General features: G+C 71.2%; 19 protein-coding genes. 18 read left to right on the top strand and 1 reads right to left on the bottom strand.

Going from position 1 to position 18,551, the window contains the following annotated elements; translation table 11 throughout:
* From VGW35_19565 to VGW35_19615, 11 genes are all read left to right on the top strand, one after another.
* Positions 1 to 455, top strand: a 455-nt coding sequence (locus VGW35_19565; GenBank protein ID HEV8309867.1) for a hypothetical protein, incomplete at its 5' end; no start/stop codon positions are given.
* Between the two features lie 40 nt (positions 456 to 495).
* Positions 496 to 1,797 (top strand): iron-containing alcohol dehydrogenase, encoded by a 1,302-nt coding sequence (locus VGW35_19570; protein HEV8309868.1) that lies wholly within the window; start codon positions 496 to 498, stop codon positions 1,795 to 1,797.
* A 101-nt stretch (positions 1,798 to 1,898) separates the two neighbouring features.
* On the top strand, positions 1,899 to 2,096 hold the full coding sequence (locus VGW35_19575) for a hypothetical protein (protein ID HEV8309869.1): 198 nt from the start codon (positions 1,899 to 1,901) through the stop codon (positions 2,094 to 2,096).
* On the top strand, positions 2,093 to 2,287 hold the full coding sequence (locus tag VGW35_19580) for a hypothetical protein (protein ID HEV8309870.1): 195 nt from the start codon (positions 2,093 to 2,095) through the stop codon (positions 2,285 to 2,287). Before VGW35_19575 ends, VGW35_19580 begins: the two co-directional genes overlap by 4 nt.
* A gap of 8 nt (positions 2,288 to 2,295) precedes the next feature.
* Positions 2,296 to 3,621 (top strand): aspartate aminotransferase family protein, encoded by a 1,326-nt coding sequence (locus tag VGW35_19585; protein HEV8309871.1) that lies wholly within the window; start codon positions 2,296 to 2,298, stop codon positions 3,619 to 3,621.
* Positions 3,614 to 5,065, top strand: a complete 1,452-nt coding sequence (locus VGW35_19590) for an aspartate aminotransferase family protein (GenBank protein ID HEV8309872.1) — start codon at positions 3,614 to 3,616, stop codon at positions 5,063 to 5,065. Before VGW35_19585 ends, VGW35_19590 begins: the two co-directional genes overlap by 8 nt.
* A 24-nt stretch (positions 5,066 to 5,089) precedes the next feature.
* Positions 5,090 to 6,082, top strand: coding sequence for an extracellular solute-binding protein (locus VGW35_19595; GenBank protein HEV8309873.1), 993 nt, complete (start codon positions 5,090 to 5,092; stop codon positions 6,080 to 6,082).
* A 245-nt stretch (positions 6,083 to 6,327) separates the two neighbouring features.
* On the top strand, positions 6,328 to 7,968 hold the full coding sequence (locus tag VGW35_19600) for an iron ABC transporter permease (protein ID HEV8309874.1): 1,641 nt from the start codon (positions 6,328 to 6,330) through the stop codon (positions 7,966 to 7,968).
* 21 nt (positions 7,969 to 7,989) lie between these two features.
* The gene (locus tag VGW35_19605; GenBank protein ID HEV8309875.1) at positions 7,990 to 9,120 is read left to right on the top strand and encodes an ABC transporter ATP-binding protein; all 1,131 of its coding nucleotides are present in this window, start codon (positions 7,990 to 7,992) and stop codon (positions 9,118 to 9,120) included.
* 190 nt (positions 9,121 to 9,310) lie between these two features.
* A complete protein-coding gene (locus VGW35_19610) occupies positions 9,311 to 9,637 on the top strand; it encodes a hypothetical protein (GenBank protein HEV8309876.1) in 327 nt (108 codons plus the stop codon).
* Complete coding sequence (locus tag VGW35_19615; protein ID HEV8309877.1) at positions 9,603 to 9,761, top strand: hypothetical protein; 159 nt, start codon at positions 9,603 to 9,605, stop codon at positions 9,759 to 9,761. The genes VGW35_19610 and VGW35_19615 overlap by 35 nt, the downstream gene beginning before the upstream one ends.
* A gap of 401 nt (positions 9,762 to 10,162) precedes the next feature.
* Here VGW35_19615 and VGW35_19620 read toward each other — a convergent pair whose 3' ends face one another.
* On the bottom strand, positions 10,163 to 10,417 hold the full coding sequence (locus VGW35_19620) for a hypothetical protein (GenBank protein ID HEV8309878.1): 255 nt from the start codon (positions 10,415 to 10,417) through the stop codon (positions 10,163 to 10,165).
* Here VGW35_19620 and VGW35_19625 point away from each other — a divergent pair.
* The 7 genes from VGW35_19625 to VGW35_19655 form a co-directional block, all read left to right on the top strand.
* Positions 10,411 to 11,205 carry an SDR family oxidoreductase gene (locus VGW35_19625; GenBank protein HEV8309879.1) on the top strand — a complete coding sequence of 265 codons (795 nt, stop codon included), beginning with the start codon at positions 10,411 to 10,413 and terminating at the stop codon, positions 11,203 to 11,205. The genes VGW35_19620 and VGW35_19625 overlap by 7 nt on opposite strands.
* A gap of 13 nt (positions 11,206 to 11,218) precedes the next feature.
* Entirely contained in the window at positions 11,219 to 11,836 is a 618-nt protein-coding gene (locus VGW35_19630; protein ID HEV8309880.1) for an NIPSNAP family protein, read from the top strand.
* Positions 11,837 to 11,969: 133 nt separating this feature from the next.
* The gene (locus tag VGW35_19635; GenBank protein HEV8309881.1) at positions 11,970 to 13,703 is read left to right on the top strand and encodes an iron ABC transporter permease; all 1,734 of its coding nucleotides are present in this window, start codon (positions 11,970 to 11,972) and stop codon (positions 13,701 to 13,703) included.
* A gap of 35 nt (positions 13,704 to 13,738) precedes the next feature.
* A complete protein-coding gene (locus tag VGW35_19640; GenBank protein ID HEV8309882.1) occupies positions 13,739 to 14,839 on the top strand; it encodes an extracellular solute-binding protein in 1,101 nt (366 codons plus the stop codon).
* Between the two features lie 25 nt (positions 14,840 to 14,864).
* Positions 14,865 to 16,763, top strand: a complete 1,899-nt coding sequence (locus tag VGW35_19645) for an isochorismatase family protein (protein HEV8309883.1) — start codon at positions 14,865 to 14,867, stop codon at positions 16,761 to 16,763.
* Positions 16,764 to 16,767: 4 nt separating this feature from the next.
* The gene (locus VGW35_19650; protein ID HEV8309884.1) at positions 16,768 to 17,976 is read left to right on the top strand and encodes an ABC transporter ATP-binding protein; all 1,209 of its coding nucleotides are present in this window, start codon (positions 16,768 to 16,770) and stop codon (positions 17,974 to 17,976) included.
* Positions 17,966 to 18,551 (top strand): amidohydrolase family protein (locus VGW35_19655; GenBank protein HEV8309885.1); only part of this gene is annotated, 586 nt, incomplete at its 3' end. The genes VGW35_19650 and VGW35_19655, both read left to right, overlap by 11 nt.

Consider the following 18,551-nt stretch of genomic DNA (forward strand, 5'->3'; position numbering starts at 1 on the left):
GCTCGGCGCGGGTCGCGATCGAGATCGGCGTGGCTCGGCTCCTCGGCGGCACCGACGTCGAGCCGATCCTCGACATCCTCGCCGGCAGCCGGGTTGCCTACTATCCCTTTCCCGGCCGTCCGGAAGGGCACCCGACCCGCCTCGGGGGCACGCCGGAGACGGTGGCGGCCGACTGCCGCCGGTTCGCCCGGCTGGGTTGCGCCGGCGTGGACCTGCTCGCGTACCGGGCAACGGAGGCCGATCCGCTCGCCCTCGTCCGGGCGGCCCGCAAGGCGACGCCCGGGCAGCTCATCGTGGCCGGGAGCGTCAACAGCCCGTCCCGCATCCGCGCCCTCCGCGAGGCCGGCGCCGACGCCTTCACCATCGGCTCGGCGGCCTTCGACGGCTCCTTCGCGCCGCGCAAGGGGCTGCTTCATTCTCAGCTCCTGGCGGTCCTCGACGCGTCCCGGGAGTGACGCCGGCGGTGGAGGCGGCGCCGAGTACGGCCGGGTCACGATGAGCGGCGAGACGATCACGCGCCTTGTCGAAGGCCGCTACGAGGATCCGGACGGCGGCGGCGTCCTCCGAGTCCCGACGCGTGGGGTCGTCATCGCCGACAGCCTGGCGGGCGACGAGGCCGAGCTCGTCGGGCGCCTCGGCCTGGGCCAGACCTTCGGCGTCGTGAGCGACCGGACAACCCACGAGGTGCTGGGCGCCCGCGTGGAGCGGGCGCTCGGCGCGATCGGCTCCGTGACGAGCCTGGTCCTGCCTGGCCGGCCCCACGCCGACGAGGCGACCGCGGCCTTCGTCGCGCGGGAGACCGCGAGCGTCGATGCAGTGGTCGCCGTGGGCTCGGGCACGATCACCGATCTCGTGAAGTACGCCGCGGCCCGGGCCGGAAAGCCGTGCGTGGCCTTCGGCACGGCGCCTTCCATGAACGGCTACACGTCGCCGAGCGCCGCGATCACCGTCGACGGCCACAAGAAGTCGCTGCCCGCGGTGGCGCCGGCCGGCGTCTTTCTGGACCTCGAGGTCCTGGCGGCGGCGCCGGTCCGGCTCATCCGCGCGGGTCTCGGCGACAGCCTCTGCCGGCCGACGGCGCAGGCCGACTGGCTGCTGGCCCACCTCCTGCGCGGCGAGCCATACCGCGAGGCGCCGTTCGCGCTCCTGGCGGAGGACGAGCCCGAGCTCCTGGCCGGATCGGACGCCCTGGTGCGAGGGGACCGCGCCGCCGTGGCGCGGCTCGCGCGGACGCTGGTCCTGTCCGGCTTCGGCATGGCGATCTGTGGGGGCAGCTACCCGGCGAGCCAGGGGGAACACCTGGTCAGCCACTACGCGGACATGCTCGGGGCTCCCGACTGGCCGCCCTCGTTCCACGGCGAGCAGGTCGGCGTGGCTACGCTCGTCATGGCCGCGCTCCAGGAGGAGATCCTCGGTGGGCCCCCGCCGCGGATCGGCCCGACCCGTGCGGACGAATCGGCGCTGGTCCGACACTTCGGCCCCGTCCTAGGCCCGGCGTGCTGGCGTGAGCTAGCCCGAAAGCGACTCGACGTGGGGGCCGCCGAAGCCCTCACGCGGCGTCTCGCCGAGGATTGGGGGAAGATCCGAGGCCGACTCCTGTCCGTCACGCGGACCGCTGCGGAGCTGCGGGCGGCACTCGCCCGGGCCGGCGCGCCCGTGACGTCCGAGGCTCTCGGCTGGCGCCGCGCGTTCTTCCGGGAGGCCGTGCTCCACGCCCGCGAGATCCGGAGCCGCTGGACCTTCCTCGATCTCGCTGCCGACGCGGGTCGCCTCGACGCCTTCGTGGCCGCGCTCTGAGGCAACCCCCGCCGCCCACTCTGACGTGCTATAGTTTCCGCGCGCCGGGCTCCGCGGGGCGGCCGAGCGCCGTGACCCATCCACCGCCACGCGGGACACCCATGACCTTCAGCTATCAGCGACGGTACCGGGGACGGATCCAGGGGGTCATCCTGGACTGGGCCGGCACGACCATGGACTACGGCTGCATGGCGCCGGCGGTGGTCTTCGTCGAGGTCTACAAGCGCCAGGGCGTGCCCATCACCATGGAGGAGGCGCGCGCGCCCACGCCGGGATGTGGACGGTCGGCCTCGCGATGAGCGGGAACGAGATCGGCCTGCCGCTGAAGGAGGTCGAGGCCCTGGACCCCGAGGACCGCGATCGCCGGCGCCAGCGCGCCTGCACGCAGCTCCTCCAGGCGGGCGCCCACTACGTCGTCGACAGCCTCGCCGAGGTCATGCCGTGTCTGGCCGACATCGAGGCGCGGATGGCCCGCGGCGAGCGCCCCTGAGGCGCAGGATGATGCCTCTGCCCGAGCCCGGCGCACCCGCGGTGGCGGACCTCCCGTCGGAGCTGGCCCAGCGCTCCGCGGTCGTGTTCCCTGGGGCCTCGCTCGGCGAGTACAACCTGCCCGAGGACATGGCGGTGGTGCTCGCGAAGGGCGAGGGCGCCACGGTGTGGGACGGCGCCGGCCGGCGCTTCGTCGACTTCACGATGGGCTGGGGCTCGGTGCTGCTCGGCCACGCCCACCCTGCCGTCGTCGACGCGGTCCGCCGCCAGGCCGGCCTGGGCTCGAACTTCGCCTACGTGAGCGCGCCGGCCCTCGAGCTCGCCGAGGAGCTCCGGCGCGCGGTCCCCTGCGTCGAGCGCCTGCGGTTCTGCGCCTCGGGCACCGAGGCGACGGCCTACGCGGCCCGGCTCGCCCGGGCCCACACGGGCCGGCCCCGGCTGCTCAAGTTCGAGGGCGCCTACCACGGCGCCAACGAGATCGGCACCGTGAGCCTGTTCCCCCAGCGCCTCTACGCGTTCCCGCGCGGCGAGCCCACGTCGGCCGGGCTACCCACGAGCGCGGTGGCGGACGTGCTCGTCGCGCCCTTCAACGACCTCGCGACGACCGAGGCCATCGCCGCCGCCCACCGGGACGAGCTGGCCGGGATCATGGTGGAGCCGCTCCACCGCTGCACCCCGCCGCGGCCGGGCTTCCTCCAGGGGCTCCGGCGGCTCACGTCCGAGATGGGCGCCCTCCTCATCTTCGACGAGACGGTGACCGGGTTCCGGCTGGCCTACGGCGGCGCCCAGGCCTACTATGGCGTCCAGCCCGACCTGTGCGCCCTCGGCAAGGCCCTCGGCGGCGGCTACCCGCTGGGCGCGGTGGCCGGGCGCGCGGAGGTGCTGGACCTGACCCGCGAGGACCGTCTCGGCGAGGAGGGCTACGTCTGGTTCGCCTCGAGCCTGGGGGGGAATCCCGTCTCCGCGGCGGCGGGGTGCGCCGCGCTCTCGGAGCTCCGGAAGCCGGGAGCCTACGCGCGGCTCTTCGCCCTGGGCGAGGCGCTCCGCTCGGGCCTCCGGACGGTGCTCCGGGAGGAGGGTGTGACGGCCCACGTGCAGGGCGACGGCCCGCTCGCCGCGGTGGTCTTCACCGCGGGGGAGGTCGTGGACTACCGGTCGGCCTTCGGCGCGGACCGCGAGCGCGCCCGGACCTTCCTGCTGGGCCTGTTCCGCCGGGGCATCTTCCTCAACCCCATGTCCACCAAGCTCTACCTGTCGCTGGCCCACACCGAGCGCGAGATCGAGGCGCTGCTCGAGGCGGCAAGGGCCACGCTGCGCGAGGACTGTCGTGGCTGACCGGCCCGATCTGGGACCGGGACCGCCGGGCCGCCGCGGCGCGCCGCCGGCCCGCTCGCCGGGCGGCGGCGGCGACGGCGCGCGAGAAATGCTCACGGCGGCCGGTGCCGAGAGCTTCGAGGGCGACGTCAACCAGACGTCGCGCCGGCTCGAGTGGACGCGGCGGCTCGCCCCGGAGACGCGCCGCTGGCTCGCGGAGGACGAGCGCTACTTCCTCCGGCAGGCCCTCTCCACGCCCTGCCTCAACGTGATGGCCCGCTGCGAGGGCGTCTACGTGGAGGACCTCGAGGGGCGCCGGTACATGGACTTCCACGGCAACGGCGTCCACCAGGTCGGCTTCGCCAACCCGGCGGTGATCGGGGCCATCAAGGCGCAGCTGGACGAGCTGTCCTTCTGCACCCGTCGCTACACGAACCGGGTCGCCATCGCCCTGGCGCGGAAGCTCGCCGAGACCACGCCCGGGGACCTCGGGAAGTCCCTCCTCTGCCCGAGCGGGGCGGTCGCGATCGGCATGGCGCTCCGACTCGCGCGGGTGGCCACGGGCCGCCACAAGACCCTCTCCATGTGGGACTCCTTCCACGGGGCCACGCTCGAGGGCAGCAGCGTGGGGGGCGAGCGGATGTTCCGCCGCGACACGGGCCCGCTCCTGCCCGGGGCGGAGCACGTGCCGCCCCCCGACCCCTACCGATGCCTCTGGGGCTGCGGGGGGCGCTGCGACCTCCGCTGCGCGCGCGCCGTCGAGTACGTGCTCGACCGCGAGGGCGACATCGGCGCCGTCGTGGCGGAGCCGGTCCGCAGCACACCCTCGATCCCGCACCCGGACTACTGGCGCACGGTCCGCGCGGCCTGCGACCGCCACGGCGCCCTCCTCGTCTTCGACGAGATCCCCCAGTGCCTGGGGCGGACCGGGCGGATGTTCGTGACCGAGCACTTCGGCGTCGTCCCCGACATCCTGGTGCTCGGCAAGGGCCTGGGCGGGGGCATCCTGCCCCTCGCCGCGATCGTGACGCGCCCGGAGCTCGACGTGATGGCCGACCGCGCCCTCGGGCACTACACTCACGAGAAGAACCCGGTCACGGCCGCCGCGGCCCTGGCCACCATCGAGTACATCGAGCGCGAGGGACTGGTCGAGCGGGCCCGCACGCTCGGGGAGTGGGCCCTCGCCCGCCTGCGGGGGCTGGCGGCCCGCCACCGGCTGGTGGGGGACGTCCGGGGGCTGGGCCTCCTGCTCGGCGTGGAGCTGGTCCGCGACCGGGAGACGCAGGAGCCCGCCCCGGCCGAGGCGGAGGCGGTGATGTACCGCGCCCTCGAGCTCGGGCTCAGCTTCAAGGTGACGGCCGGCAACGTGCTCACGCTGGCTCCGCCGCTGATGATTACCGCCGAGGAGCTGGAGCGCGCCCTGTCCGTCGTGGACCGGTGCCTGGCGGAGGTCGAGCGCGCATGAGACAACCCTAGCGGGAGGAGAACCATGGCACGCAAGCTCATCGCAGTCGTCGGCGCGGCGATCCTCACGGTGGCGCTGGCCGGCCGCGCCCCGGCGCAGGAAGTCGCCGCCTACATGGGCACCTCGCCGGAGAACAACGTCCAGATCGTCAACTTCATCAAGGACAAGACGGGCATCACCGTCAAGCAGACCTTCCAGTCGTTCGGCGAGATCGAGGCGCGGGTGAAGGCCGAAGCCCCCAACTTCAACGCGGACATGATCATCGGCTGCGGGTCGCCGCTCGCCTTCATGGCCAGGAAGAACGGCTGGTCGATCCCCTACGTCTCGCCCGCCTGGAAGGGGGTCTCGGACGTCTTCATAGACCCGCAGGGCGCGTGGTACAACATCGCCAACTTCTCTTTCGTCCTCGTGGGCAACAAGGACCGGCTGGCCAAGGCCGGCTTCGCCATGCCCAAGAGCTGGAAGGACCTCCTCGATCCGAAGTGGAAGGGCGAGATCGTCATGCCCTCGCCATTCAGCTCCGGCACCGCCAACATGATGCGCTACTCGTTCCTGGCGCTCTACGGGGACGCGGAGGGGTGGAAGTTCATCGAGGCGCTCGACAAGAACATCCACCACTACACGCGCAGCGGGAACGCCCCGACCGACCTCGTCGGCCGCGGCGAGTTCATGCTGGGCCTCACCTCGGACGAGAACGTGAAGAAGCGCCTCGACGACGGCTACCCGCTGCTCTGGTCGATTCCCGAGGAGGGGACCGGCTACGACGGGACGTTCGCCCTGATCCTGAAGGGGACGACGAAGCTCGAGGCCACGAAGAAGATCATCGACGCCCTGGGCACGCCCGAGTTCAGCACGCTCCTGGCGGGAGTCGGCTACATCACCCCGCGCCCGGCGCCCAACGCCCTTTACGGGAGCACGCCGCCGCGCTACATCAAGATCGACCTGGCCAAGGCCGCCGAGGACCGGCCGAAGAACAACGACATCTGGAAGTCCAAGCTGCGGAGCGACTTCAGGTAGTCGGGCGTCGGCCGGTCGGATGGTGACGGGTCTCGGGCGGCGCGGCTCGCGCTGACGCGCATCAGGGCATCGTGTCGCCGCCGCGGGGCGAGAGCCAGGGAGGCGGGGCCGGGGCGCCGGCGCGCCCGGGCGGGACCCGGCCGGACCGCCCCGCGCGTGCCGACGGGACCCATCCGCCGGGCGGCCGGGCCGCGGGAGACGGCGACCGCGGAGCGTTCCGGCCCGCCGCGGGCGGCCGCCGCGGGGTGACGGGCTTCGTCAACCGGCACCTGATCAACATCCTGGCGGCCTTTCTCTTCCTGCTGCTGGCCTTCTTTCTCCTCTACCCCCTGGCGGCGGTCCTCGTCCAGTCCGTGCGGGGGCCGTCCGGATTCACCCTGCAGTACTACCGGGCCTTCTTCGGCAAGGGCTACTACTACCAGTCGCTGTACAACACGCTCCTGCTCGGGGTGATCAACACGGCGGTCTGCCTGGCCGTGGGCTTCTGTCTCGCCTACATGACGACGCGCGGACCCTGGATCCTCCGGAGGCCGATCCGGACCATCTCGCTGATACCGCTGATCGCCCCGCCGTACCTGTTCGCACTGTCGCTCATCATCCTCCTCGGCCGCAACGGCCTGATCACCCGCGCCCTCGACCTCTCGTGGCAGCTCTACGGGTTCGGCGGGGTCGTCATCTCCCAGGCGCTGGCCTTCACGCCGCTGGCCTACATGATGATCGAGAGCACCATGATGTCGCTCGACCCGAACCTCGAGGAGAGCGCGTACGACATGGGGGCCACCGAGGCGACGATCCTCCGGACGATCACGATCCCGCTCCTGACGCCGGGGCTGCTCAAGGCGGCGCTCCTGATCTTCGTGATGACGATCGCGGAGTTCGGCAACGCCGCGATCCTCGGCGGCCGGACCCCCTTCCTGGCGCCCGACACGTACACGGCGATCACCGGGGAGTCCGACTTCAACATGGGGAGCGTCCTGTCGGTGGTGCTGATCGTCCCGTGCCTCGTGGCCTTCGTGGTGCACGGCCGCCTGCTCGAGGGGAGGAAGTTCACGACGATCGGGGGGAAGCCCGTGGCCGCGGAGCCGCGGCGGATGACGCCCCTGATCAAGGGGCTCTTCGTGCTGGTCACCACGGCGGCGACCGGGGCGATCTTCGTCTGCTTCGCGGTCGTCGGCGTCGCGTCCTTCTACAAGATCCTCGGGGTGACCACCCGGCCCACGCTCGCCAACTATCTCGACTTCACATCGAACCAGGCCATCTACAACAGCATCCGCGTGAGCCTCGTGGCGGCCCTCATCGGCGCGTTCGTCGGCGTCCTGCTCGCCTACGTCATCGTGCGCGGGCGGTTCGTCGGTCGCTCCTTCATGGAGATGCTGTCACTGTCCGGGTTCGCCCTGCCGGGGACGGTGCTGGGGATCGGCTACCTCCTGGCCTTCAGCGCGCCCCCGCTGCGGCTCACCGGCGGGATCATGATCATCGCCCTGAACTGCGTCTTCCGGTTCCTCGCCGTCGGCGTGGAGGCGGGGATCAGCAAGCTGCACCAGATCCACATCGAGCTCGAGGAGGCCTCCGCGGACCTCGGCGCCGGCTCGCTGACCACCTTCCGCCGGATCGTCCTGCCGATCATGTTTCCGGCCTTCGTCGCGGGCTTCATCTACACCTTCATGACCGCCGTCGTCTCCCTGAGCGCGGTCGTCTTCCTGGTGAGCCCGGGCTTCGAGCTGGCGGCGGTCCGGATCTTCGACGCCGCCGTCTACGGGGAGATCGGCATCGCCTCGGCGACCACGATGAAGCTGGTCCTGACGGTCGCGGTCTGTATGGCGCTCCTGAGCTACGTCGCCCGGAGGACCCGCCTGGGCGGCGGCCTGGCCCGGACGGCGGCATGAGCGGGACAGGGCGGGCGGGCCATGGCTGACGACGCCGGCGGCGAGCGGCCGATGCTGGTCCTGCGGGACGTCCGCAAGTCGTATGGCCGCCACGAGGTCATCCGGGGCGTCTCCCTCGAGGTGAACAAGGGCGAGCTGGTCACCTTCGTCGGACCCAGCGGGTGCGGCAAGACCACCCTCCTGCGCCTGATCGGCGGCTTCATCGACGTCACCTCCGGAGACATCGTCCTGGACGGCCAGCGGATCAACGGCCTGCCCCCGAACCTCCGGGACACCCGCATCTGCTTCCAGAATTACGCGCTGTTCCCCCACATGACGGTGGCGGAGAACGTCGGCTACGGCCTGCGGATCCGCAAGTGGCCCCGGCGGCAGATCGCGGCCCGGGTGCAGGAGCTCCTCGAGTTGGTGGAGCTGGGGGCCTACGGCGACCGGATGATCGACCGGCTCTCCGGGGGCCAGCAGCAGCGGGTCGCGCTCGCCCGGGCGCTCAGCGTCGAGCCCAAGGTGCTGCTCCTGGACGAGCCCCTCTCCAACCTCGACGCGAACCTGCGGCTCATCATGCGGGAGGAGATCCGGAAGCTCCAGCAGCGGCTGCGGATCACGACGGTCTTCGTGACGCACGACCAGTTCGAGGCGATGGCCATCTCCGACCGGATCGTCGTCATGCGGGACGGCCTAATCGAGCAGGTCGGCAGCCCCATCGAGGTCTACGAGCGGCCGGCCAACGAGTTCATCGCGGGATTCGTGGGCTACGTCAACCTCGTGGATGGGCGGATCACCTCGATCGACGCGGCGAGCCGCCTCGCCGTGGTCGACACCGCCCACGGCGAGATCGAGGTCCTGCTCGATCAGCCGGGGATCGACGAGGGCGACGACGTCCTGATGGTCGTCCGGCCGGAGGGCGTCACGCTCTCCCTGGACTGCGCCGGCGCGAAGCGGAACGTCCTCTGCGGCACGCTCGAGACGTACATGTACGCGGGGTCGCTGGCGAAGTGCACCGTGTCGGTCGGCGGCCGGACCATGATCATCGACCAGTACAACCCGCGCGACGCCCGGCACTTCCGGGAAGCCGGGCGGGTCGCGATCGAGATTCCCCGCCGCGTCCATCTGCTGAAGCGGCCGGGGGGCCGACCCGGCTCGAGCCGCCCCTGACGGGGGCCGGCCTCCGCCGCGGATCGGGCCGACCCGACCCGGATCCCACAGCGCTCATGACCGACCCTGCCGCCAGTCGCCCGAGGACGCCTGTCCTAGCGCCGGCTCGAGCTCGACGTCGCGTTTGTCCCTGGCGACTGGCGGCGCGGCGTCGATCCGACCGTGGTCGGCCGCCGCGGTCTCCGCGCGCATGGTTCCCCTGGCGATCGGGACCCAGACCAACGGCTCGCTGATCCGGCCGGCCTACTGTTGTGTCTACGGCTACAAGCCGACCCACGGGCTATCCCCCGTCACGGCATCCCGCGGCAGTCGCCGCCGCTCGACCAGATCGGGGTCTTCGCCCGGTCGGTCGAGGACGCCGCGCTGCTGGCGGAGCAGCTCGCGGGGTTCGACGACCGTGACCGGCGTCGCGGCCGCGCGGGCGCCCCGGCCTGCTCGAGGCGCTCGCCACCGAGCCGCGCGGCGCGCCCCGGTTCGCGTTCGTGAAGACCCCGGTGTGGGAGCAGGCGGCCGATGACACCAGGGCCGCGTTCGGCCGGCTGGTCGCCCGGCTCGGCCCGCGGGTCGTCGAGGTCGAGCTGCCGGCGATGTTCGAGGACGCGGTCGGCTGGCACCGCACGAGTAATCTTACTGGGTGCTAACCGCAGGCGCCTCTTGCAGCGCGCTACCCACTGGGAGCCGTTCAGCAGCGGGGAGGTCTTGGTTGCCTTAATGGCCCCGCCAGCCGCGATGGCCAGCGCGACGGCGGTGCCGGTCGTCGGGCCGTCAGCGGCCGGTCTAGGGCCTTCACGGCCGCGTGACCTTCGAAGCCCCCACATACGGGACTTGCTGCGGACCCCCGCCGCGTTTCAATCCCCGAGTCCACCGCGTTGACTAAACAGTGCGGAAGTTGCGGATTCGACTGAGAAAAAGCGTGTGGCGGACGTGAACACGGGTCCGAATCCCGTTGGAGCCACCACTCGAATTTCGTTGAGCTTTTGCCTCCGGGTTTTAGTCCATTTCGAAATGTCCTCGAACCCGGGAAAACGCGCCTTCTCGAGTTTTACGTGCGGAGCATCTGCGGCGCTTGCGCCTCGTAGAACGCGACGGCGCGCTTGACCTGCGGCCGAATCTTCGTGTAGATCTGCGTCGTGTCGATGCACGCGTGCTCGAGGAACGCCCGCCCTTCCTTCAGATCGTGGCGGTGCTCGAGCGCCCCGGCCGTCGCGCGCTGGCGCGGCGGGGCGGGCTCGGGTAACCTGGCGGGAAGCCGGCACTCGCGGGAGCGGCGGCCGCCTCGAGGAGGACCCCATGCCACAGATGAGCGACACGCTCGAGCTCGGGCTCAAGGGCAAGGTCTCGATCGTCACCGGCGGCAGCGACGGGCTCGGGCGCGCCTGCGCCGAGCGGTTCGCCCGCTCGGGCGCACACGTGGCCATCTGCGCGCGGCGCAAGGACGTGCTGGAGCGCGCCGCCGCCGAGATCCGTGACGCGACCGGGGCGGACGTCCTGGCCCAGGCCACCGACGTCACCCACGCCGACCAGATCCAGGCCTTCCTCGACGCCACCGTGGCCCGCTTCGGCGGCGTGGACATCCTCGTCAACAACGCGGGGACGTCGGCGGCCGCCGCGTTCGAGGCGGTCGACGATCGGGCCTGGCAGGCCGACATCGACCTCAAGGTCATGGCCGCCATCCGCTTCTGCCGCCTGGTGATCCCCCACATGAAGCGGCGCGGCGGCGGCCGCATCATCAACGTCACGACCGTCGGGGGCAAGGCGCCCGGGGTGCGGGCCCTGCCGACCACCGTGACCCGCGCGGCGGGGATCAATCTCACCAAGGCCCTGGCCAACGAGTACGCCGCCGACGGGATCCTGGTGAACACGATCTGCCTGGGGGTGGTGAAGAGTGGCCAGTGGGAGCGCCGGGTCACCGGGGACCGCGCCGCCTACTATCAGGAGGTGGCGCGGACCCGGCGCATCCCGCTCGGCCGGGTCGGCGAAGCCCACGAGTTCGCCGACCTGGTCGCCTTCCTGGCGTCCGAACGTGCCGGCTACATCACCGGCACCGCGATCAACTTCGACGGCGGGCTATCGGCCACGGTCTGAGGAAGGAGCCCCGATGATCTACGAGATCCGGACGTACCGCCTGAAGGCCGGCAGCGTCTCCGAGGTCGAGAAGCGCTACGCCGAGGCGTACGAGCACCGGAAGAAGTACTCCGAGCTGGCCGCGTTCTGGCACACCGAGATCGGGCCGCTGAACGAGATCGTCCACGTCTGGCCGTACGACAGCCTGGAGGAGCGCGCCCGCATCCGCGCCGCGGCGGCCAAGGATCCCAACTGGCCGCCCAAGACCCAGGAGTTCATCCTCAACATGCAGTCCGAGATCCTGGTCCCGTTTCCGTTTTCCCCCGCGCTGACCCCCGGCCGGCACGGGCCGTTCTACGAGCTCCGCTACTACACGATCAAGGCGGGCGCGCTGCCCGGACTCATCGAGCGATGGGCCTCCCGGATCGGGGAGCGCACGAAGCTCTCCCCGCTCGCGCTGGCCGGGCACGTCGAGATCGGCGAGGCGAATCGCTTCATTCACATCTGGCCCTACCGGAGCCTGGACGAGCGAGCCGCGATCCGGAACAAGGCGAGGGAAACCGGCGTGTGGCCGGCTCCGGGCGGCGGCGACACGATGCTGACCCAGGCCAACAAGATCCTGGTGCCGGCGGCGTTCTCGCCGGCCCAGTAGTCCCGTCGCGGCCGACCGGGCAAGTGCGCCTCGTCATGTGGTCCGTCTTCCTCGCCTCCCCGGCGACGCCGTGAGCCCGGTCGCCACTACCTCCGATTGGACCGCGGTCGGGGACCGCCGCGACCGGTGGCCGGTGAGCGGCCAGACCCTCTGCTACCTGGCCGTCTTCGCGGTGACGATCGGCCTGGTCCTCGCGCCGATGGTCATGCTGCTCCTGACCACCCTGAACCTGGGGCCGATCGCCCAGCCGGATCTGGGGATCTCGCTCCTCAACTACGTGACGGCCTGGTCCAGCCCGACGACCTACACGACCCTCGCCAACACCGTCGTCTTCGCGCTGGGCGCGACCGCGGTGGCAGTGCTGTTCGGCGCGTCGTTCGCCTTCCTGGTCGAGCGGACCGACATGCCGCTGAAGACCCTGGCCTACGTGGCGATCACCTCGACCCTCGCCATGCCGGGCATGCTCTACGCCATCGCCTGGGTGCTCCTGGTGAGCCCGCGGATCGGCCTGTTCAACCTCGCGCTCCTCAAGCTCTTCTCGCAACAGGACGGGCTGCTGACCAGCTGGGCGGGCGTCGGCTTCCGCGAGGCCCCGATCCAGCCCTACGGGCTGGGCGGCATGATCGTGGTCGAGGGTCTGCGGAGCGTCGGGCTCGTCTTCCTGATCACGGTGGGGGTCTTCCGCAACATGGATCCCGCCCTGGAAGAGGCGGCCGCGATGTCCGGCGCCCCGACGCGCACGGTGGTCCGGCGCATCACGATGCGCCTGATGGTGCCCGGCATCCTGGCGGCGGCGGTCTACGTCTTCGCGCAGAGCCTCGATGCGTTCGAGATCCCGGCCGTCCTCGGGCTGCAGTCCGCCGTCTTCGTGCTCTCGACCAAGATCTATCTCCTGGTCAAGAACGAGGAGCACGGCCTGGCCAGCGCGCTGGGCGTGGGGTTCGTGACCATCGCCGTCGTCCTGGTGCTGTGGTACGGCCGGCTGACGCGCCGGATCGAGCGATTCGCCACCGTGACCGGCAAGGGCTTTCGCCCCCGGACGCTGCGGCTCGGGCGGCTCCGCCACGTCGCCTTCCTCGGCGTCGCCGCCTACTTCGGGGTCGTCGTGCTGGCCCCGTTTCTCGTCCTGGTCTGGGCCAGCCTGGTCCCCTTCTACCAGGTGCCGTCCCTGGCGATGCTGCGGCGGGTCACCCTCAAGGCGTACTGGTACGTGTTCGTCGATCCGTGGGGCCTCACCGCGCTGAAGAACACCTTCATCCTGGTGGTCACGGTCCCCGCGGCCACCATGGTGCTGGCCGCGTTGATCTCCTGGTTCGTGGTCAAGACCCGGCTGCGGGGGCGGCGTCTGCTCGACATCCTGGCGTTCTTGCCGCAGGTCTCGCCCAGCATCATCACCGCGCTGGCGTTCATCTACATGTTCCTGACCATGCCCTTGAAACTGATCCCCGCTTACGGGACCATCTGGATCATCGTCATCGCCCTGGTGAGCAATCTCCTCCCCTACGGGACCCGGACGATGCACGGAGCCGTGATGCAGATCCACAAGGAGCTCGAGGAGGCGGCGCTCACCGGGGGGGTGGCCTGGGGCCGGACGTTCACGCACGTGGTGGTGCCGTTACTGTTGCCGGCGATGATCTCGGGGTGGGTCTTCATCGCCATGGCGGCCATCCGCTACGTCACCCTCCCGCTCCTGCTCTACTCCCCCGGCAGCCGGGTGGTCTCGCTGCTGATGTGGGACAACTGGCAGGGGGGCGAGATCGCGAAGGCGGCCGCCACCGGCGTCGTGCTGATGCTCGCGATCGGGCTCATCACGCTGGCCGGCCGGATCGCCGACCAGCGCCAGGCCCGGCAGTGGGCGGGCGGATAGGCCTCGGGAAACGCCGCGCTGAAGGGAGTCGTCAGATGAATCACCTCGCGAGCCGCCGTCGATTCCTCCGGCTCCTGACCATGGCCTCCGCCGGTGCCGCCCTGGGGCCCTGGCGGGCATCCGACCGGGCTTCGGCTCAGTCCGCGGCCCCGGCGGCCCCGCCGGGTCCGGCGGTCGCCCGGCAGGTCGAGCAGTGGTACCAGGGCGCGAGGAAAGAGGGCAAGGTCGTCTGGTGGGACGCCTGGGACAAGGACATCGTCGAGAAGCTCGCGGCGGCCTTCATGAAGAGGTACCCGGGCGTGACCCTGGAGGCCTTCCTCGGCACCGACGACGACACGAAGCTGCGCGCCCTGGCCGAGGGGCGCGCCGGGAACGTGACCTTCGACGTCATCGTCACCAGCAGCGGCAACTACTTCGAGTACAAGAAGGCCGGGCTGGTCACCGACAATTCCGACGTGCTCGACGCGATCGGCGTGCCCAAGGAGCTGCGATACGAGGGGACCTACGACCCGACCTACTTCGTGTACGGCGCGGCCTACAACCCGAACCTGGTCAAGGAGTCGGAGCTGCCGCGGACCTGGGAAGGGTTCCTCGATCCCAAGTGGAAGGGCCAGCTGGCGGTGGAGAGCCGCCTCAAGCTGTTCGTGTTCGCCACCCCCTTCTGGGGCGGCGAGGAGAAGGTCATCAGCTACCTGCAGCGTCTGCGGACCCAGGCGCCGCGCTTCGTCAAGGGCGACATCGCCTCCAACAAGCTCCTGGTCGCCGGTGAGTTCCCGATCCTGCTGCCCTCGTATCTCACCAACTACCCGCGGTACGTCCCCCAGGGCGCGCCCTGGGGCTACGTGCCCCTGGAGGAGGTCTACGTGACGGGCGGTGGACCGGGCTACACCCGGCCACCGAACGCGCCCCATCCGAACGCGGGCAAGCTCTTCATGTACTGGTTCATGGGGCCCGAGGGCCAGGCCATCTTCGACGAGCGCTTCACTGGCAACCCGATGCCCGGCGCCAATACCGGCCCCGCCAGGTTCCTGGAGAAGCACAAGATCACGCCCCGGCTGGTGCCGGTCAAGTACGAGCAGGAGATCGCCAGCTACACGCGCAAGTACGCCGACGCGGTCGGCCTGCCGATCCGGTGAACCGGTGAGCCAGGAAGGGCGCCCGATGACGCTCGAGGAGCTGCTCGTGGGCCGCCGGACCGCGCTGCTCGTCATCGACATGCAGAACGACTTCTGCCACCCGGACGGCGCCGTCGCCAAGCGCGGAGGCGACGTCGAGCCGATCCAGGCCATGGCGCCCCGGCTGCGCCGGCTGCTGGCCGCCGCCCGCCGGCGCGGGCTGCCGATCATCCACGTCCGGACCCATCACAGCCCGTGGACCAACTCCGAGTCCTGGGTGACCCGGCATCACGGTTTGAACGTCGTGCAGTGCTTCCCCGGCTCCTGGGGCGCCGACTTCTACGCCGGGTTCGAGCCGGTCAGCGACGATCGCTGGACGCCGGGCGCCCACGAGTACGTCGTCACCAAGCACCGCTTCAGCGCCTTCATCGACACCGACCTCGATCTGGTTCTCCGCTCCCAGACCGTCCAGACGTTGATCCTGACCGGCGCCACCACCGACGTCTGTGTCGAGTCGACGGCCCGCGACGGGTTCATGAAGGACTACGCCATCGTGTTCGTGTCCGACTGCACGGCCACGTCGCCGGCGACCGCCCACCAGGCCGCCCTCGAGAGCATCCGGCGCAGCTTCGGCCGCGTGGTGTCGGCCGACGAGCTGGAAGCGGTCTGGGCGGCCCCCGCGTCCGGGACTCCGGCCTCGGCCCGCGCCCGCACCACCGGGATCGAGGTCCGGACGGCCGCGACCCCGGCGTCAGGGACGAGCCACCCGGATCGGCGCCCGTTCAAGAAAGAGGTCCTGCTCGACGACGAGCGCGAGCGGGGGTTCCCGGCCGTCGTCCGGTTCGGGCCGTACCTCTTCGTCTCCGGATCGGACGGCCATCGCGATCCGCAGACCGAGCGCATCGTGCCCGATCTGGCCTGGAAGGCGGTCGAGCAGTGCCGCAACTCCTACGGCCGCATCCGGCGGCGGCTGGAGCAGGCCGGCCATGGCGGCGGCTGTGCGGTGCGCATCCAGAACTTCACCAGCGGGCAGGACTGGCGCTTGCAGCGGATGGCGCTGTGGCCGGAGTACTTCGGCGAGGCCGAGCATGGCCTGGCCGTCAGCTTCGGGGCCCAGGCCCGGATGTCCGGCATCAACATGATCACGACCACGGTCATGGGCGTGACCCCCGACGTGGAACGGGTGGCCGTGGCGCCGCAGCCCACGCCCGGTCGGGCCGCCCGGGTGGTCCGGGCCGAGCCCTTCGTCTACGTCATCGGGGTCGGCGGCCTGACGCATCCCCGCACCCGGGAGGCCGCGCCCGAGGAAGTGCCGGAGGCCTTCGAGCGCCAGCTCCGCTATGCGGCCGACTGGCTGGCCACCCACCTCGATCGAGCCGGCGTGGCCCCGCGCGATCTCGTGCGGCTGGACGCGTGTATCCGCGACGTCAACCGGGCCCCGGCCTATCACCGCTTCTGGCAGGAGCAGCTCGGCGGGGAGATCCCCTTCGCGACCTCGGCGATCGGGCTCCCGCTCGGGGGCCGCGCCGAGCACGAGATCGGCGGCCTCGCGCTGGCGCCCGGTGCGACCAAGGAGGTGGCGTGGCGCGAGGATCGGCCCGGCGTGGCCGAGGCGGTGAAGGCCGGCCAGCTCGTGTTCGTCTCGGGCTGCTCCGGCCTCGGCGACGCCAGCACCGGACGCGTGCGGCCCGAAGGGTCCGGTGAGAAGCCCGCCCAGACCCGGCAGGCCTTGCAGCGCCTGGAGGCGGCGCTGGCCCGCTTCAGCCTCGGCCTCGGCGACCTGCTCCGGCTGGACATCTTCCTGCGGGACATCTACTTCGAGGACGCCTGTCTCGAGCTGGTCCGCGACCGGCTCGGAAAGGACGCGCCCACGATGACCGTGATCGGCGCCGAGCCGGCCGACTCGGCCGAGGTGGAGCTGACGGCGATCGCCGGCGCTCCGTGACGCGGTGCTCCGAGTCCAGGACCTCCGGCTGACCTATCGATCGGACCGCGAGCGTGTCGACGCCGTGGCCGGGGTCAGCTTCGTGGTGGCGCCGGCCGCCTTCTACACGCTGCTGGGGCCGTCGGGCTGCGGGAAGACCAGCACGCTCCGGTGCATCGCCGGGCTGGAGACCCCGACCGATGGCAGCATCGAGATCGGCGGCACCGTTGTGTTCTCGGGCGGCGCGAAGCGGATGGTGCCGCCGCACCGGCGCGACATCGGGATGGTGTTCCAGTCCTATGCGATCTGGCCCCACATGACCGTGTTCGAGAACGTCGCCTTTCCCTTGCGACACGGCCGGCAAGGGCTGTCCAGCCGGGTCGTCCGGGACAAGGTCATGCGGGTGCTGGAGCTGGTGGGGCTCGAGTCGTACGCCGCGCGCCCGGCTCCGCTCCTGTCGGGCGGCCAGCAACAGCGAGTCGCGCTGGCGCGGGCCCTGGCCCGCGAGCCCACGGTCCTGCTCCTCGACGAGCCGCTCTCGAACCTGGACACCAAGCTGCGGGAGAGCATGCGCTTCCAGATCCAGGCGCTGGTCCGCCGCCTGCGCATCACCACGCTGTACGTGACCCACGACCAGCTGGAGGCCCTCACCATGTCCGACATGGTCGGGCTGATGCGCGACGGGCGGATCGTCCAGGAGGGTTCGCCCCGCGCCATCTATCTCGAGCCCCGCGATCCCTTCGTCGCGAATTTCCTCGGCCGGACGAATTTCATCCCGGGGCTCGTCCGGCGGAGCGCCGACGGCGACGGGCGCGGATGGGTGGACACCCGGTGGGGTCGTCTCACCAGCCCCTTGCCGGAGTGGGCCAGCGAGGGATGCCGGGTGCGGGTCGGCTTTCGGCCCGAATACGCGCGACTGTCGCGGGAGGCGCCGGCGCCGCCCGCCAACGAGCTCCACGGCACCGTGGCTGCCGCCGCTTTCGCCGGCCAGAGCGTGGAGTACAAGATCGACCTCGGGGACCAGCTCATCGAGGTGTCGGGCGAGCCCTTCTCGACCTATGCGCCGGGCGAGCCCGTGTTCGTCGGCATCGTGCCCGAGCGCTGCTACGTGCTGGCCGGCGAGGACCCCGACCCCCCCGCGGCCGGGAAAGACGCGGACGCGCCGCCGCTCCCCGCCCCGGGGCCCGCCGACGCCCAACCCGCCCACAGGAGTGCACGCGACGATGCGGTATGACTACATCTCGGCCGACAACCACATCGACCTGCGCTGGCTGCCGAAGAACCTCTGGCAGGATCGACTCCCCCGGCGGCTCAGGGAGGCCGGCCCCCGGGTCGTCGAGACGCCCGACGGCTCGATGTGGCAGTGGGAAGGCCGGCTGCGCGGCGAATCCGCCGACGGCAGCCGCAACGAGAAGCTCCGCTCGACCACGTTCGGCGTCAAGGGCATCGAGACGCCCGACGGCTCGCTGCCGCCGTCGGATCCCAAGCTGGTCCTGGAGCACTTCGACCTGGCCGGGATCTACGCCGGGGTCTTCTACGGGGACACCCGGAAGTGGGAGGTGAAGGATCCCGAGCTACGCCAGGCGATCTACCGCGCCTACAACGATTTCCTGCTCGAGTTCAACCGGCAGGCCCCCGATCGGCTGGTCGCCTTGCCGACGCTGCCGACCATGCACCCGGAGATCTGCGTGGCCGAGATGGCGCGCATGGTCGAGCAGGGCGCCCGGGGCGTCGAGTACAGCGTCTTCGATGCCGACCCGCCGCTGTGGGACCCCGTGTGGGAGCCGGTCTGGAGCACCGCCGAGGAGC

This window comes from Candidatus Methylomirabilota bacterium (assembly GCA_036005065.1).
GTDB lineage: Bacteria > Methylomirabilota > Methylomirabilia > Rokubacteriales > DASRDR01 > DASYQW01.

What these genes read in the sequence shown, in the direction of transcription:
- VGW35_19570 (HEV8309868.1), top strand. Translation starts at nt 496, where the DNA reads ATGAGCGGCGAGACGATCACGCGCCTTGTCGAAGGCCGCTACGAGGAT.
- VGW35_19575 (HEV8309869.1), top strand. Translation starts at nt 1,899, where the DNA reads ATGACCTTCAGCTATCAGCGACGGTACCGGGGACGGATCCAGGGGGTC.
- VGW35_19580 (HEV8309870.1), top strand. Translation starts at nt 2,093, where the DNA reads ATGAGCGGGAACGAGATCGGCCTGCCGCTGAAGGAGGTCGAGGCCCTG.
- VGW35_19585 (HEV8309871.1), top strand. Translation starts at nt 2,296, where the DNA reads ATGATGCCTCTGCCCGAGCCCGGCGCACCCGCGGTGGCGGACCTCCCG.
- VGW35_19595 (HEV8309873.1), top strand. Translation starts at nt 5,090, where the DNA reads ATGGCACGCAAGCTCATCGCAGTCGTCGGCGCGGCGATCCTCACGGTG.
- VGW35_19605 (HEV8309875.1), top strand. Translation starts at nt 7,990, where the DNA reads ATGGCTGACGACGCCGGCGGCGAGCGGCCGATGCTGGTCCTGCGGGAC.
- VGW35_19610 (HEV8309876.1), top strand. Translation starts at nt 9,311, where the DNA reads ATGGTTCCCCTGGCGATCGGGACCCAGACCAACGGCTCGCTGATCCGG.
- VGW35_19625 (HEV8309879.1), top strand. Translation starts at nt 10,411, where the DNA reads ATGCCACAGATGAGCGACACGCTCGAGCTCGGGCTCAAGGGCAAGGTC.
- VGW35_19630 (HEV8309880.1), top strand. Translation starts at nt 11,219, where the DNA reads ATGATCTACGAGATCCGGACGTACCGCCTGAAGGCCGGCAGCGTCTCC.
- VGW35_19640 (HEV8309882.1), top strand. Translation starts at nt 13,739, where the DNA reads ATGAATCACCTCGCGAGCCGCCGTCGATTCCTCCGGCTCCTGACCATG.
- VGW35_19645 (HEV8309883.1), top strand. Translation starts at nt 14,865, where the DNA reads ATGACGCTCGAGGAGCTGCTCGTGGGCCGCCGGACCGCGCTGCTCGTC.